11 protein-coding genes and 1 riboswitch are annotated in these 13890 nt (G+C 45.0%); of the genes, 4 read left to right on the top strand and 7 right to left on the bottom strand.

Features of this window, described 5'->3' with window-relative positions:
- The first annotated feature begins 28 nt into the window (after positions 1 to 28).
- From HUS26_RS17105 to HUS26_RS17120, 4 genes are all read left to right on the top strand, one after another.
- Positions 29 to 799 (top strand): 3-hydroxybutyrate dehydrogenase, encoded by a 771-nt coding sequence (locus HUS26_RS17105; protein ID WP_173918249.1) that lies wholly within the window; start codon positions 29 to 31, stop codon positions 797 to 799.
- 15 nt (positions 800 to 814) lie between these two features.
- Complete coding sequence (locus HUS26_RS17110) at positions 815 to 1993, top strand: acetyl-CoA C-acetyltransferase (protein WP_173918250.1); 1179 nt, start codon at positions 815 to 817, stop codon at positions 1991 to 1993.
- Positions 1994 to 2017: 24 nt separating this feature from the next.
- A complete protein-coding gene (locus HUS26_RS17115; RefSeq protein WP_173918251.1) occupies positions 2018 to 3301 on the top strand; it encodes a GntP family permease in 1284 nt (427 codons plus the stop codon).
- 264 nt (positions 3302 to 3565) lie between these two features.
- A complete protein-coding gene (locus HUS26_RS17120; RefSeq protein WP_173918252.1) occupies positions 3566 to 4639 on the top strand; it encodes a branched-chain amino acid aminotransferase in 1074 nt (357 codons plus the stop codon).
- A 154-nt stretch (positions 4640 to 4793) separates the two neighbouring features.
- On the opposite strand, the gene HUS26_RS17125 is transcribed toward HUS26_RS17120, so the two are convergent.
- The 7 genes from HUS26_RS17125 to dapA all read right to left on the bottom strand — a co-directional run bounded on the left by HUS26_RS17125 (position 4794) and on the right by dapA (position 13395).
- Positions 4794 to 6338, bottom strand: coding sequence for an AbgT family transporter (locus HUS26_RS17125; RefSeq protein ID WP_173918253.1), 1545 nt, complete (start codon positions 6336 to 6338; stop codon positions 4794 to 4796).
- A gap of 68 nt (positions 6339 to 6406) precedes the next feature.
- Positions 6407 to 7717 (bottom strand): hypothetical protein, encoded by a 1311-nt coding sequence (locus tag HUS26_RS17130; protein ID WP_173918254.1) that lies wholly within the window; start codon positions 7715 to 7717, stop codon positions 6407 to 6409.
- Positions 7717 to 8961, bottom strand: coding sequence for a M20 family metallo-hydrolase (locus HUS26_RS17135; protein ID WP_173918255.1), 1245 nt, complete (start codon positions 8959 to 8961; stop codon positions 7717 to 7719). The genes HUS26_RS17130 and HUS26_RS17135 overlap by 1 nt, the downstream gene beginning before the upstream one ends.
- Entirely contained in the window at positions 8954 to 10255 is a 1302-nt protein-coding gene (locus tag HUS26_RS17140) for an amidohydrolase (protein ID WP_173918256.1), read from the bottom strand. The genes HUS26_RS17135 and HUS26_RS17140 overlap by 8 nt, the downstream gene beginning before the upstream one ends.
- Complete coding sequence (locus HUS26_RS17145) at positions 10255 to 11463, bottom strand: M20 family metallopeptidase (protein ID WP_173918257.1); 1209 nt, start codon at positions 11461 to 11463, stop codon at positions 10255 to 10257. Before HUS26_RS17145 ends, HUS26_RS17140 begins: the two co-directional genes overlap by 1 nt.
- Positions 11464 to 11694: 231 nt before the next feature.
- Entirely contained in the window at positions 11695 to 12168 is a 474-nt protein-coding gene (locus HUS26_RS17150; protein ID WP_173918258.1) for a divergent PAP2 family protein, read from the bottom strand.
- 336 nt (positions 12169 to 12504) lie between these two features.
- Complete coding sequence (dapA, locus tag HUS26_RS17155) at positions 12505 to 13395, bottom strand: 4-hydroxy-tetrahydrodipicolinate synthase (protein WP_173918259.1); 891 nt, start codon at positions 13393 to 13395, stop codon at positions 12505 to 12507.
- A 125-nt stretch (positions 13396 to 13520) separates the two neighbouring features.
- Positions 13521 to 13701, bottom strand: a riboswitch (Lysine riboswitch).
- Positions 13702 to 13890: the final 189 nt, after the last annotated feature.

The following is a 13890-nucleotide window of genomic DNA, read 5'->3' on the forward strand; positions in this document are numbered from 1 at the left end:
ACAAATAAATAATGGGGGTTTTTAATCAATGAGCCAAGTTGTCTTTATTACAGGTGCTGCAAGCGGCATCGGATATCAAATAGGAACAGCATTCGCAAAAGAAGGAGCAAAAGTAGTACTCAGTGATGTAAATGAAGAAAAAGTAAAAGAAGCGGCAGAAGCCTTGAAGAAACAAGGCTATGAGTGTATCGGCCTGAAATGTGATGTAACAAAGGAGGAAGAATTAATCAGCTCCATCGATGAGACGGTCAACACTTATGGACGTCTTGATGTGTTGATCAACAACGCCGGGCTGCAGCATGTGGCCTCCATTGAAGAATTCCCAACAGAGAAGTTCCGTTTTATTACGGATGTCATGCTGGTGGCGCCGTTTATGGCCATTAAGCATGCTTTTCCAATTATGAAAAAGCAGGGATTTGGCCGGATTATCAATATGGCCTCGATAAACGGATTAATCGGTTTTGCAGGAAAATCTGCTTATAACAGCTCCAAACACGGGGTAATCGGATTAACCAAAGTTACAGCATTAGAGGGGGCGGAACACGGAATTACCGTCAATGCAATCTGCCCTGGCTATGTGGATACGCCGCTTGTGCGCAATCAGCTGGAAGACTTGGCCGTAAACCGCGGAGTTTCTCTTGAAAAAGTGTTAGAAGAGGTTATTTATCCGCTGGTTCCTCAGAAGCGGCTGTTGTCTGTGGAGGAAATCGCGGACTATACGATGTTTTTGGCCAGCGAAAAAGCAAGAGGTGTAACCGGTCAGGCTGTTGTGCTTGATGGCGGCTATACGGCTCAATAACTAAGGAGGGCGACAATGAGAGAAGTTTATATTTTAGAAGGCGCACGCACACCGTTTGGCAGCTTTGGAGGTAAGTTAAAAGACGTCGACCCAACGACGCTTGGAGTGACAGCGAGTAAGGAAGCGATCAGGCGAAGCGGGATCACTCCCGATCAAATTGATTTTTCCGTGATTGGCAATGTGATTCACTCAGCAAAAAACGCTCCTTACCTTTCGCGGCATATCGCTTTAAATACAGGGATTCCTATCACCAGTCCTGCTCTTACCGTAAATCGCCTATGTGGTTCCGGAATGCAGTCAGTCGTTTCAGCAGCTCAGTCGATCCAGCTTGGAGAAGGCGAAGCTGCTTTAGCCGGAGGCGTAGAGAATATGAGCCTCGCCCCCTATGCCTTAAGAGGAAGCCGATTTGGGACAAAATTAGGTGCACCGAAAGTCGACGATATGCTATGGGCGGCTTTAACGGATGAATATATAGGCGACGGCATGGGAGTGACCGCAGAAAACCTTGCTGAAAAATACGAAATCAGCCGTGAAGAGCAGGATGAGTATGCAGCATTAAGCCATAAGAGGGCAGCAGCTGCCAGAGAAGAAGGAAGGCTGGCTGAAGAAATTACAGCCGTAGAAGTCAAAAGCCGTAAAGGGACAAGCGAAGTTACAGAAGATGAACACATCCGTGAAGATACCACTCTACAAGGGCTCTCTTCCCTAAAACCTGCATTTAAAAAAGAAGGCAGTGTAACCGGGGGCAATGCCAGCGGAATTAACGATGGCGCAGGAGCTGTGGTTGCAGCGAGCAAAGATTTTGTCCAGGCAAATAACAGCACGCCGATCGCAAAGGTCCTCTCCTGGGGGTTAGCAGGCGTTGACCCGGCTTATATGGGAATCGGTCCGGTATCAGCCATTAAGAAAGCTTTAAAATCAACAGATCTCACGCTTGAAGATATGGATCTAATTGAAGTAAACGAAGCGTTTGCCTCTCAATACTTAGCGGTTGAAAAAGAACTTGGGCTCAATCGTGACAAAGTGAACGTAAACGGCGGTGCGATTGCGCTTGGCCATCCAATTGGAGCAAGCGGAACGAGAGTCCTCTATTCACTGATTAAAGAATTAAAGCGGCGCGGCAAAAAGTACGGCGTTGCGTCCCTATGTATTGGGGGCGGACAGGGAATCGCCATGGTCGTTGAAGCTTTATAAAAAAGATAAAGGGGGAGAAAGTCTATGCTTGGTATTTTACTAGGCCTTATAGTGTTAATGGCGCTGGCCTATATGGGCTGGTCGATCATCTGGGTTGCGCCCATTGCGGCAGGTGTCGTGGCTTTAACGGGCGGTCTCGATTTATTAGAAGCCTATAAGAATACGTATATGGAAGGATTCGTCGGATTTGCGAAAGACTGGTTTCCTGTCTTCATGCTCGGTGCCATTTTCGGAAAACTCATGGAGGATACCGGGATGGCCCGATCTGTGGCGGTCGCTTTAACTAAGCTGATAGGGACAAAACGGGCGATTCTTGGCGTGCTTGTATCCGCAGCCGTTTTAACATATGGAGGCGTCAGCCTGTTCGTTGTCGTATTTGCGGTCTATCCGCTGGCGCTTTCCTTATTTAGAGAAGCGAATATCAGCCGAAGATTAATTCCAGCAACCGTTGCCCTTGGTGCTTTTACATTTACAATGACCGCGCTGCCGGGAACTCCACAAATCCAGAACCTGATTCCGATGGAGTATTTTCAGACCAACGCGGTAGCGGCACCGGCAATGGGGGTTATCGCGGCTATTATCATGGCGGGCGGCGGCTACTTTTACTTGCGCTGGCGTGAGAAGAAGCTGACCGGGAAGGGTGAACATTTTACCGAACCTAAGGATAATAAAATGACAGAAACAAGTGAAAAAGATCCTAACTTCTTGTTATCCTTACTTCCGCTGTTAACAGTATTACTTACTTTAAATCTGCTTAAATGGGATATCATTACCGCCCTGATCTCAGGGATTGTCTTAATCATGCTCCTTAACATTCAACAGGTTAAAGGCTTCACTAAATCGCTGAACAGCGGTGCCGGCGGCTCTGTAATTGCAATTATTAATACGAGTGCGGCGGTCGGATTCGGCACAGTCGTAAAAGCCGTACCGGGATTTGAACGATTGACCGAGATCTTAATGGGGATTAAAGGAAATCCTCTTATTTCAGAAGCCGTTGCGGTTAACGTCCTTGCCGGGGCCACCGGTTCCGCTTCCGGCGGAATGGGGATTGCACTTGAAGCGCTCGGGTCTAAATATTATGAAATCGCCTTGAACTCAGGTATCAGCCCTGAAGCTTTTCACAGGGTGGCTTCCTTATCATCCGGCGGCCTTGATGCACTTCCGCATAATGGCGCAGTTCTGACGCTTTTAACCATTACCGGCTTGTCTCATAAAGACAGCTATAAGGATATTTTCGTAGTGGCTGTTCTTATCCCGGTAATCTCTGTAGTCTTTGTTATACTACTTTCATCGCTTGGCATTCTATAAAAAGCCTTTGGAAAGCGATCCATTTCCCGTAGCTCTTTTCTATATTTTTGAAAGAAAAAGTTGGACGTCTGCACTAAGAAGTTTCTCTAGAAGCTGAAAGGATTTCGATTTTATCGAAATCCTTTTTTTCTGCACTGCTTAAACGTAAAAAACAATATTGGTGTGCAAGGCTTTAAAAAAACGTGTGTTGAGCGTACAATAGTACTAACATTGCGTCTCTTTCGCTTGGGCGCTAATACAGACAAGAAGGAGCCATGGAAGAAGATGACAGATCAAGAACTGACTATCGTTAAAAGCAATGACCGAAAGCCTAAACCAGAGCAGGATCAGATTCCTTTTGGAACAACTTTTACAGACCATATGTTTGTGATGGATTATGAAGAAGGTAAGGGCTGGTTCGAGCCGAGAATCGTTCCTTATGAGCCGATTACGTTAGATCCGGCAGCAATGATTTTCCACTATGGCCAGACCGTTTTCGAAGGACTGAAGGCTTATCGGGGGAACAATGACAATATTCTTCTCTTTCGTCCGGAGCAGAACTTTAAACGTTTAAATCGTTCCAGTGACCGTTTAAGCATCCCGCTGATAGATGAAGAAAAAGTACTGGGATACTTACAGGAACTGATCAGCCTTGAGAAGGACTGGGTTCCGACAACAGAAGGAACATCCTTATATATCCGTCCGTTTATTATTGCTACAGCTCCAAATCTTGCTGTGGCACCGTCGAAAACGTACAAGTTTATGATGATCCTTTCTCCAGTCGGCTCTTATTTCTCAGGCGGCATTCACCCTGTGAAGATTAAAGTAGAGGACAAGTTTACCCGCGCCGTAAAAGGCGGCACCGGCATGGCGAAGACAGCCGGCAACTACTCTTCCGGCTATCAGGCACAGGCACAGGCGTATAAAGAAGGGAGCGCCGACGTTCTCTGGCTCGACGGGATTGAAAAGAGATACATAGAAGAAGTCGGCAGTATGAATATCTTTTTCAAAATTAATGGAGAAGTGGTTACTCCCGAACTCAGCGGCAGCATCCTAAAAGGAATTACCCGAATGTCCATCATAGAGCTGTTAAGAGAATGGGATGTTCCAGTGGTCGAGCGTAAAATCTCTATTGATGAGCTGTATGAAGCTTACGAACGAGGAGAAGTGGAAGAAGCGTTTGGTACGGGAACAGCGGCTGTTATCTCGCCTGTTGGAGAGTTAAACTGGCAGGGCCGCAAGATGACGGTTAATAATAATGAGATCGGTGAACTGTCCCAGAAGCTTTATGATACAATCACCGGCATTCAAAAAGGGAATTTAGAAGATCGGTATAATTGGGTTGTAGAAGTTAAATAAATGAACAAGGAAGCCTGGCTGAATCTGCAGCCAGGCCCTTTTTTTAGCAGGATTCCCTTTCCATTCTGATTTCTGTAAGTTTCGCTAACAAGGATTTGGGAATAGAATAAGAAAAGAAAAACGAGCCTCCTTTTGAGACTCGTTTCCTTTATATTTAGTTGATGTACATATCGACTCCTGGACCAAACGGAATTCCCAGCAGTGCGAAAGCTATTAATAGAATAACCCAGATGACGAAAAAGATGACACTGTATGGCAGCATTAAGGAAATGAGAGTACCTAAGCCGGCTTTTTTGTTGTATTCTCTCATAAACGCCAATACTACAATGATATAAGGGTTCATAGGTGTGATAATGTTAGTGGAAGAGTCGGCAATCCGATAAGCAACCTGGATAAATGCAGGATGATAGTCTAATAGATAGAACATCTGCAGGAAGATCGGTGCTTCCAGAGCCCACTGTGCAGATCCGCTAAAAATCAGCAGGTTCATAAACGCTGTTAGGACAGAGAAGCCTACAACGATTGGTAAGCCTGTCATATTCATAGCCTGCAGAGTTTCTGCTCCACTGACAGCAAGCCATGTGCCAATATTTGTCCAGTCAAAGTAAGCAATAAACTGGGCGGCTGCAAAAATAAGGACAATAAACCCTGACATATCTTTCATGGCTTCCCCCATAAATCCAGAAATGTCACGAGTGGATTCAATCTTTTTAACAGTAACCCCGTAAGCAATACCAATCGCTATAAAGAAGAAAAGAATGATCGGCACAATTCCATCCAGGAATGGTGAAGGGACCAGTCCGCCTTCTTCACTTCTAAGAGCAGAGTTCGGCCATGCAATAGCAATTATTAGTACGGCAATAAAGACGAGGCCGGTAATAATTGCATTTCTAAATCCTTTTTTCTCTAAAGCAGTACTTTGTTCTAGCTCTCCACTTGCTTCCCCTTTATATTTGCCTAGGCGCGGTTCGATGATTTTTTCCGTGACCAATGCACCTGTAATGGAAAGTACGACAACGGAAGCCATCATGAAGTACCAGTTATCTACAGGGGTTACTACAATATTAGAATCCATGCTTTGCATCACTTCTGTAGAAATCCCGGCTAAAAGCGCATCCGTTCCGGTAATAATAAAGTTTGCCGTAAACCCTGAACCTACTCCGGCAAAACCGGCAGCTAAACCAGCAAGAGGATGGCGGCCAATCGTGTAAAAGACCATAGCAGCCAGAGGTGGAATAATTACGAAGGCAGCGTCTGATGCGATGTTACCTAGAATACCGACAAAAATAACAGCATAGGTGACTAAAGATTTAGGTGCTTTAAGAATTGTGCTTTTAATAGCTGTTTCTAATAACCCGACTTTATCTGCAAGTCCAATACCCAGCATCATTGCTAGTACCAGGCCGAGTGGTGCAAACCCTGTAAAGTTATCGAGCATAGAAGTTAGAATAAATTCCAATCCTTCCCCGGATACAAGGCTTTTAATAGCCACTTCTTCCCCTGTTCCAGGTTCCTGAACCGTAACTCCAAACTGAGCAATAATCCATGAAAACAAAATTGTAAAAGCAGCAAGATAAACAAACAGCATAAAAGGTTCAGGGAGTTTGTTCCCTACCTTTTCAATTCCGTTTAGAAATTTTGTCATCGCGGAATTATTTTTCTGTTCCGTACTCACTTCCTCTTTCTTTAGCTTATTCATTTTCTCCACCCTTTCCTTAATATTGGAAAAATTCCTTTAATGTTCCGTATGATGAGAAATAAAAGTACTTAAGGTTCATAATCCGTAAATTGAAAGACCTTTCTCGGCCGTCCTCTTTCGCCTGACTGCGCTTCTCCAGCCTGCTCTACAATGCCTGAGCGTTCCATTTCAGCAAGAATCCTCCGTCCGTTTCGTTCCGAACTTTTGAGCCATCTGGCTAGGTCCTGTGATGAAAAGCGGTCACGTCCGTATTGCTTGGCATAGGCAGAAATTTTGGAAACAACGCCTGGACTTAAATGTGCATTTTTAATTCGTTCTTTCCATGCAGATCCGACTTCTGTCGTTTGGTAGATAATCTCCTTTTTTTGTTCCTTTAAGGAGATGGACTGGTCTTCATCCACTACTAAGATGACCGGTTTTTCGTATTCTTTAACGTGACGGAAGCCGAGCCGGACGTGCTGTTCTGCTTGAAGGACGGTTTCTCCATAGCCAATAGATACTTTTGCCTGTAAATTCGTCTGCATCCGAATCTCTTCAATCAGCTGAAAGATATCTGCTTCTGATTCTGCGCTCAGCTCTCCTCTTGTAGTAAAAATAAAGAATAGCCCATCGCCCATCTGCATGACGGATCCATTCGTTTTTTCAGCAATCGCAAGCAGCTGGCGCCTCACGTCGAGCTCTTGATATTTCGTTTTAAAAGAATAGTAGTTTTCATCCAGTTGGTTGGGATTCATTTCAATTCGGCAGCCGATAACCGCTACCTGTGAGTTGCGGTACAGGTTGGACTGTGCCCGCTCTTCCAGGAATTGAATAATCATTTTGATTGATAAATAGGATGGTGTAACGCGGAAGACGGGAATTTGCTGTTTCTTTAAGTTTTCATAAACGTCCTTAATGGAGGTAATGACGACTTCCGTTTTTCCCTCTTTATATAATTGAGCATGGAATTGAATAAGCTCTTCTGAACTCTTTCCGCTTTCAAACGGGTGGTTATAGTACGATAGATTGTCGAGCTGGTAGAAAGATAGAATTTTTTCAAACTCTTCATTTGCAATCGTATCAATGCTGACTCGGCGGCAGACTTTGTTTGAAGTCAGCTGAGCTTCTAATAGGATTCCAAAAAAGCTCGACCCGTGAAGAGGAGGGAAGGCCCCTTCCTCTTCGGTAATCAGATTGTTTTCCATAGCGTAGGTGTAATTTAACACACCAGAGAACAGCCACTGGTCCACTTCATAACGATGTTTATTTAAAATATCGCTGACTTCCCCCAGCTGGTCATAAGCATGGGGGATAAATGTGATATCTTCGAATTCCTCTGCTACATACATAACTCTTTCTAAGGAGTCATGGGGAGCGATGACGCCAATCGTAGTTTTCATTATATCCCTCCTGCTTCATTCCGAAGATACTGGGCAAGGACCTGTGTTCCTTTCCAGAGATCTTCTGTAGAGGCATATTCCTTAGGATGGTGGCTGATCCCTTTTTCACAAGGAATGAACATAAGTCCTGAACGCCACTTGTTGGCCATATTCATCACATCATGGCCGGCTCCGCTGTCCATGGCTAAATGTTTCATCCCTAACTCGCTGCTTGCAGCTATTAATTTCTTCTGAACCTCATCATCGAGAAATACTGATGCATTATCGACGAGCGTATCGACTTTAATAGTGACGCCGGATCTCTGTTCTTCGCTGTTTTTACAGAAGTCCTTAATCTTTTTTGCCAGGTTATGTTTTAAGCTGTCGTCTACGCTTCGTATATCTATGCCCAGTTCCACTTCTCCTGGTATTACGGTCATCGCGTTAGGGGAGAGGCTGACCGTGCTCACGGTAGCGACTAAAGGGATCTCCTGCTCTTCGTTAATCAAGTTTGCTTCTTCTTCGACAAAATTGATTAGCGGTGCTGCTGCAGCAAACGCATCAGCACGCCGGTTCATTGGAGTTGTTCCAGTATGGTTGGCCATCCCTGAGGCCGTTACTTTAAGACGGACAGGACAGGCAATGCCGCGTACAATGCCGACATCTGCTGTATGCTCCTCAATTTGTGTGCCTTGTTCAATGTGCAGTTCTATAAAGCTCTCCAGGAGGTCTTCGGACAACTCAGCTTGATCAATATCATCCCACGACAGGCCGAATGATTCGACAGCTTCTTTTATCGTAGTCCCGTCTGCATCTGTTATGCTTTCTAAATCGTTTTTATCGAGCAGTCCTGATACGGCTTTACTCCCAATAGTGGATACTCCAAAACGGGCGGATTCTTCTGAAGCAAAGCAGACGACCGCAAGATTTTTTCTCGGTGAAAAACCTGTATCCTTTAAGTGTTTAATGGCAGCTAAGCCTGTGAGCACTCCGGCCACACCATCAAATCCTCCTCCGGAATGTACGGTATCGACATGGGAACCAATGGCGATGAGAGGAGCTTGTTCCTCTGCTTTCCAAACAGCCCACAGGTTTCCGGCAGCATCTTGATCTACTTCTAAGTCAAGGCTTTGAGCAATTTTATAAAACTCTTCATGAGCTTGTTTTTCATCTGGACTGTAGCCCAGTCTTGTAAAACCATTTTCAAAATCGAGTTCTTTAACTAAATTCAGCTGATTTAAATGTTCTTCCAGCCATTTATGCAACAGAGTGACCCCCTTTAACAATTTGAATGTACGTTTCTAAGGCTGTGGTAAGCACACCTTCATCAAAATCAAACAGCGGGGCGTGGTGGTTGGCAGGGAGTGGTGTGCCAAACAGCATATAAGTCGCCTGGCCGCCATGAGACTGAACCTCATTTATCATAAAACTGGCATCTTCTGAACCGGAAACTTGAGCGGAAGGCTCGACCCTTTGAACGAATAGGCTTTCTTTGCACGCGCTTTGAATCGAAGAAATAAGAGACTCATCACAGACCATTTCTTCCGTTTCGCCGACGAATTCCACTAAAGCTTCTACATTATGCATATCAGCAGCCGACTGAATGATACGCTTGGCCTGCTGCTGCATAAATTGATTAATGGCCTGTGTTTCGCCGCGGGTTTCAAGCTCAAGATACCCTTTATCAGAAATGATGTTGCGGCCGTTGCCTGCAGCGAGCTTCCCTACATTAACGCGGCTGACTCCTTCGCTGTGTCTTGGAATTGTATAGAGCTGAGTGGCTGCTGTGGCTGCTGCAAGTAATGCATTACGTCCATCTTCAGGTTTCATGCCGGCGTGAGAAGACTGCCCTTTAAAAGTAGCGTTAAGCTTTGAGGAAGCGAGGAATCCTCTCGTCGATGCAGCAATCGTTCCGACAGGCAGCTGCTGGATGCCGATATGACCGGAATAAAAGTGGTCAGCTTCTTTTAGCCACCCCTTATCCGTCATGGCTTTGGCCCCGCGGCCGCCTTCTTCTGCAGGCTGGAAAAGCAGAGTGAATGTTCCGTTTAAATGCTTGTGGTTTTCGAAAATATAATGAGCTAATCCAAGACCGATAGATGTATGGCCGTCATGACCGCAGGCGTGCATGACGCCTTTTCTCTGAGAAGAAAAAGAATGCTTGAAGGGTAAGTGTACTTCACTTTCCGCTTCTTCAATAGGCAGAGCGTCGATGTCAAAACGAAAGGCGCTGTGCTTTCCTTCCCTTTCTGTATCCCATAAAGCAGCGAGGCCTGTATGGCCGCCTTTCATGAGATTCATTAAATGGTCCGGGACACCCGCAGCTTTCGCTGATTGTTCCTGTTTTTTCAGTTCTTCGCAGGCTGGCACACCGTAGCGTGATTCGCTCTTTAAAGCGTCTTTTCCGATATAAATTTTAAAACCTAAATCTTCTAACTGCTTTGCGATAAATGCCGTTGTCTCGTATTCCATAAAGCCAAGCTCTGGATGCTGATGGAGTTTACGGCGCCATTCTATTAACTGAGGTTTCATATGTTCTAAGAAATGACCGACAGACATCATGACACCCTTTCTTCATAAACTTGGAGCTGATTTAAAGTATCGATGGCAACCTGAGCTAAATAGCTGCTTCCAATAGGCAGAGCTTCTTCATTGAGCTTAAAACCTGGATCGTGCAGGGGTTTTTGTTTTTGACCATCCTCAATTTGGGTTCCAAGCCAGATGAAAGCCCCAGGGTATTGAAGTAAGAAACGGGAGAAGTCCTCACCGGCCAGAGCAGGTGCTACTTCAGGTGTGGCTCCTTCGCCGAGCAGCTTTTGGGCAGATTCCCTGGCCTGCTGGGCCCATTTAGGAGTGTTTATGGTGGCAGGATAGCCATCGAAATAATCGATTTCCGCTTGACCGTCAAAAGCTTCAACCGTTTGCTTAATAATGGTGTGGAATCTGTCTTTTACTTTGTTTTTGACTTCCGTTTTGTAAGTTCTTACCGTGCCTTCGAATGTAATCTTGTCGGGAATGACATTGTAACTGTAGCCGCCTTCAATTTTTCCGATGGTAACGACTGCGGACTCCAATGGATTCACATTTCGGCTGATTATCGTTTGGAGACCCGAAATCACCTGGTTGGTCATAATCAAGGCATCATTTCCATCCTGAGGCATGCTCGCATGGCCGCCGCGGCCTTTTATCGTTACTTTAAAGCGATCGGAAGCGCCCATCATTTCTTTATCGCGAATCCCTACTTGTCCGACAGGGAGACTTGGCCAAACATGCTGTCCATAAATAACATCAGGTGTATATTCGTTAAAAACTCCTGACTCCATCATTGGCTGAGCCCCTCCATAAGGGGATACTTCTTCAGCCGGCTGAAAGACAAGCAGTACAGTTCCTTTGATGTCTTTTTTTAGATTTTGCAGGGCATAACCTGCACCAAGCAGCATCGCGGTATGGGCATCATGGCCGCAAGCGTGCATTTTTCCCGGATTCTGAGATGCGATTTCGGAATCGTTCATTTCATGAATAGGAAGTGCGTCCATATCGGCGCGGAGAGCTACAGTTTTGCCTGACTGCTCGCCATGGATGATGCCGAGCACTCCTGTATTAGCAAATCCGTCCTGCCATTCAATTCCGAATTCAGTCAGCTTTTCTTTTACAAGAGAAGAGGTTTGGTATTCTTCATTGCTTAATTCAGGATTCTCGTGCAAGGTTCTGCGTATATTTATAATTTCATTTTCAATAGTTGATATAAGTTCTTTGATGGTAGACAAAAAATGAACCTCCTGTTATTTAAGGACATCGTCCTTTAATATTCCGTTAATAATGATTATAACAGAAGTTTGATAAAAATCAGCCCCTATTTGACAAAATGTTGTGAAAATTAGCAAGAATATCGATGTTTAAAACTGCTCAAAATACTGATTTAAGCGCACTTAGAAAGAGAATAGATATTTTTTAAAAAAAGAAAAAACCTGCTTCCGATCGAAATCGAAAAACAGGTTTTAGGATTGATCCTGGTTGTAATTTTCAATTCTAGCCGAAATTAGGCCGAGAAGTATTCCGAAAAGACCTCCAGCGATAACCTCAGCTGGCTGGTGGCCAAGCATTTCCTTCAGCTCTTCTTCTCGTTCTACAAATTCAATGCTTGGGTATTTTTCAGAAATTGTTCCAAAATGGTCTTCTAGGTCGTTGACCAGTTGAGCGATTTCACCGGTATGACGGCGAATACCTTGCGCGTCGTACATAACGATGGATCCAAATACGACGGCAAGCGCCGTTTCGATATGCCTTGTTCCGCGATTGGCGGCTACATATGTAGCAAGTGAAGCGACGCCTGCCGAGTGAGAACTGGGCATGCCTCCTGTTTGAAAGAGGGGTTTCCAATCCCATTTGCCTGTCAGCCGCTTATTCGTAAAAACCTTGAGGCCCTGCGCGATGGCTATGCCAGATACTGCGGTAATGATTCCACGATTCATTTAATACAGCCTCCTATAGCTCGTTTTATAAAGTGCTATAAGAAATTCATACCCTCTGCCAAGGTTTTTTATTCAATGACTTTCCATAGTCATGAAGATGTGGGAGACATTCCTTTGTACAGGTCCCAGTTTCTTTTAAAAAAGTTGTGCTAAATATTAATGGCTCGCTTTTCGCAGACGAACGGGAAAGCTCCTCGCGAAAACCGCACTGCGGGGTGTTGTCCGCTTTTTTGAAGCAGGAGTCTCGCAGAACCCCTTGATGGGAACGGTATTTTTGTTCCCTGACATAAAGTACAAAAGCCTGCAGGAAGGTCTGCAGGCTTTCATGCTCATTTATTAAATAACGGCGTGCTCGGTACGGCCGTGCGGAATATATTGAGCCAGTATGTGTCTTTCTTCGGCAGTCAGCTCGACAAGCGGCAGACGAACACCGCCGACAGGCACGCCTGTCATATTAAGAGCAGCTTTAACCGGTGCCGGACTTGGCTGGGCAAATAAAGCTTTCATGGCAGGTAAAAGCTTTCCGTGAAGGGAAGCTGCAAATTGAACATCGCCTTCAAGGTAACTGTTGACCATATGCTTCATTTCGCTCCCGATGATGTGGGAAGACACAGATACAATACCTGCTCCCCCGATGGATAGCATCGGCAGGGTCAGGCTGTCATCCCCGCTGTAAACAGAGAAATCATCTGCTGTCTCGTTGATGATTTGAGTAGCCGCATCTAAATCTCCGCTTGATTCTTTGACAGAAACGATATTTTCAATATGTGAAAGTCGTATAATCGTTTCAGGTGCCATATTTACAGCGCTGCGCCCAGGAATGTTGTAAAGCATTACCGGCAGGGAGGTAGCGGCTGCAATCGTCTGGAAGTGCTGGTATAAACCTTCCTGGGAAGGTTTATTATAGTAAGGAGTTACGAGCATAATTGCATCGACTCCCGCTTTTTCCGCCTGCTGGGTAAGTTCAATCGATGCTCTCGTGTTGTTTGAGCCTGTCCCGGCAATCACAGGGACGCGGTTATTTACGACTTGAACTACATACTGAAAAAGCTGAATTTTCTCTTGTGACGTCAGCGTAGGAGATTCTCCTGTCGTTCCGCCGACTACTAAACCGTCTGAACCGTTTGCAATTAAATGATTGACTAAAGCCCTCGTTGCATTGAAATCAATATCGCCGTTTGCATCAAACGGAGTCACCATGGCTGTTAACACTTGGCCAAAATTCATAAATACACACCCTTTTGTAAAATTTTTGTTCTTAATATGAAGGTGACCGGGCCATTAAGGTATAACCGCAAAAAAGCAACAGCGAGGGTTCGCTGCTGCTGTGAAACAAATACTAGTCCGTTTCCGCGTCAGATAGCCCTCCAAATAGTCTCCTATTTGACAGTCCTGTATTTGTTCAATAGCAGAACCAGCCTTCCGAGATTATGAGTTCTCTCAAGCTTCGGCAAATCCCCCTTTTCACAATGGTCGATGGATCTCATAACCCTCGCATTGTGTACTGATGGTCTTCGCACCTCTATCCTCTCTTCATATTTGAAGAAAGAAATATTTAGTTGCCTGAACTATAACAAATATTCAGCTTAACTACAAGGGGTAATACGGACTTTTTTAATTTATCGGATATACTTTTGAAGAAAAAGGAAGAACGCTTGAGTTGTGCCGCACCACCGATGTGAGGACTTGGCCGCCTCCTTTTTTAACAGGAGTCGCGCAGGT

It is taken from the genome of Halobacillus sp. Marseille-Q1614 (assembly GCF_902809865.1).
Classification (GTDB): Bacteria; Bacillota; Bacilli; order Bacillales; family Halobacillaceae; genus Halobacillus_A.

Bases quoted from the DNA above. Each gene is read 5' to 3' on its own strand.
- HUS26_RS17105 (WP_173918249.1), top strand. From the start codon at position 29: ATGAGCCAAGTTGTCTTTATTACAGGTGCTGCAAGCGGCATCGGATAT.
- HUS26_RS17110 (WP_173918250.1), top strand. From the start codon at position 815: ATGAGAGAAGTTTATATTTTAGAAGGCGCACGCACACCGTTTGGCAGC.
- HUS26_RS17115 (WP_173918251.1), top strand. From the start codon at position 2,018: ATGCTTGGTATTTTACTAGGCCTTATAGTGTTAATGGCGCTGGCCTAT.
- HUS26_RS17120 (WP_173918252.1), top strand. From the start codon at position 3,566: ATGACAGATCAAGAACTGACTATCGTTAAAAGCAATGACCGAAAGCCT.
- HUS26_RS17125 (WP_173918253.1), bottom strand. From the start codon at position 6,338: ATGAATAAGCTAAAGAAAGAGGAAGTGAGTACGGAACAGAAAAATAAT.
- HUS26_RS17130 (WP_173918254.1), bottom strand. From the start codon at position 7,717: ATGAAAACTACGATTGGCGTCATCGCTCCCCATGACTCCTTAGAAAGA.
- HUS26_RS17140 (WP_173918256.1), bottom strand. From the start codon at position 10,255: ATGTCTGTCGGTCATTTCTTAGAACATATGAAACCTCAGTTAATAGAA.
- HUS26_RS17150 (WP_173918258.1), bottom strand. From the start codon at position 12,168: ATGAATCGTGGAATCATTACCGCAGTATCTGGCATAGCCATCGCGCAG.
- dapA (WP_173918259.1), bottom strand. From the start codon at position 13,395: ATGAATTTTGGCCAAGTGTTAACAGCCATGGTGACTCCGTTTGATGCA.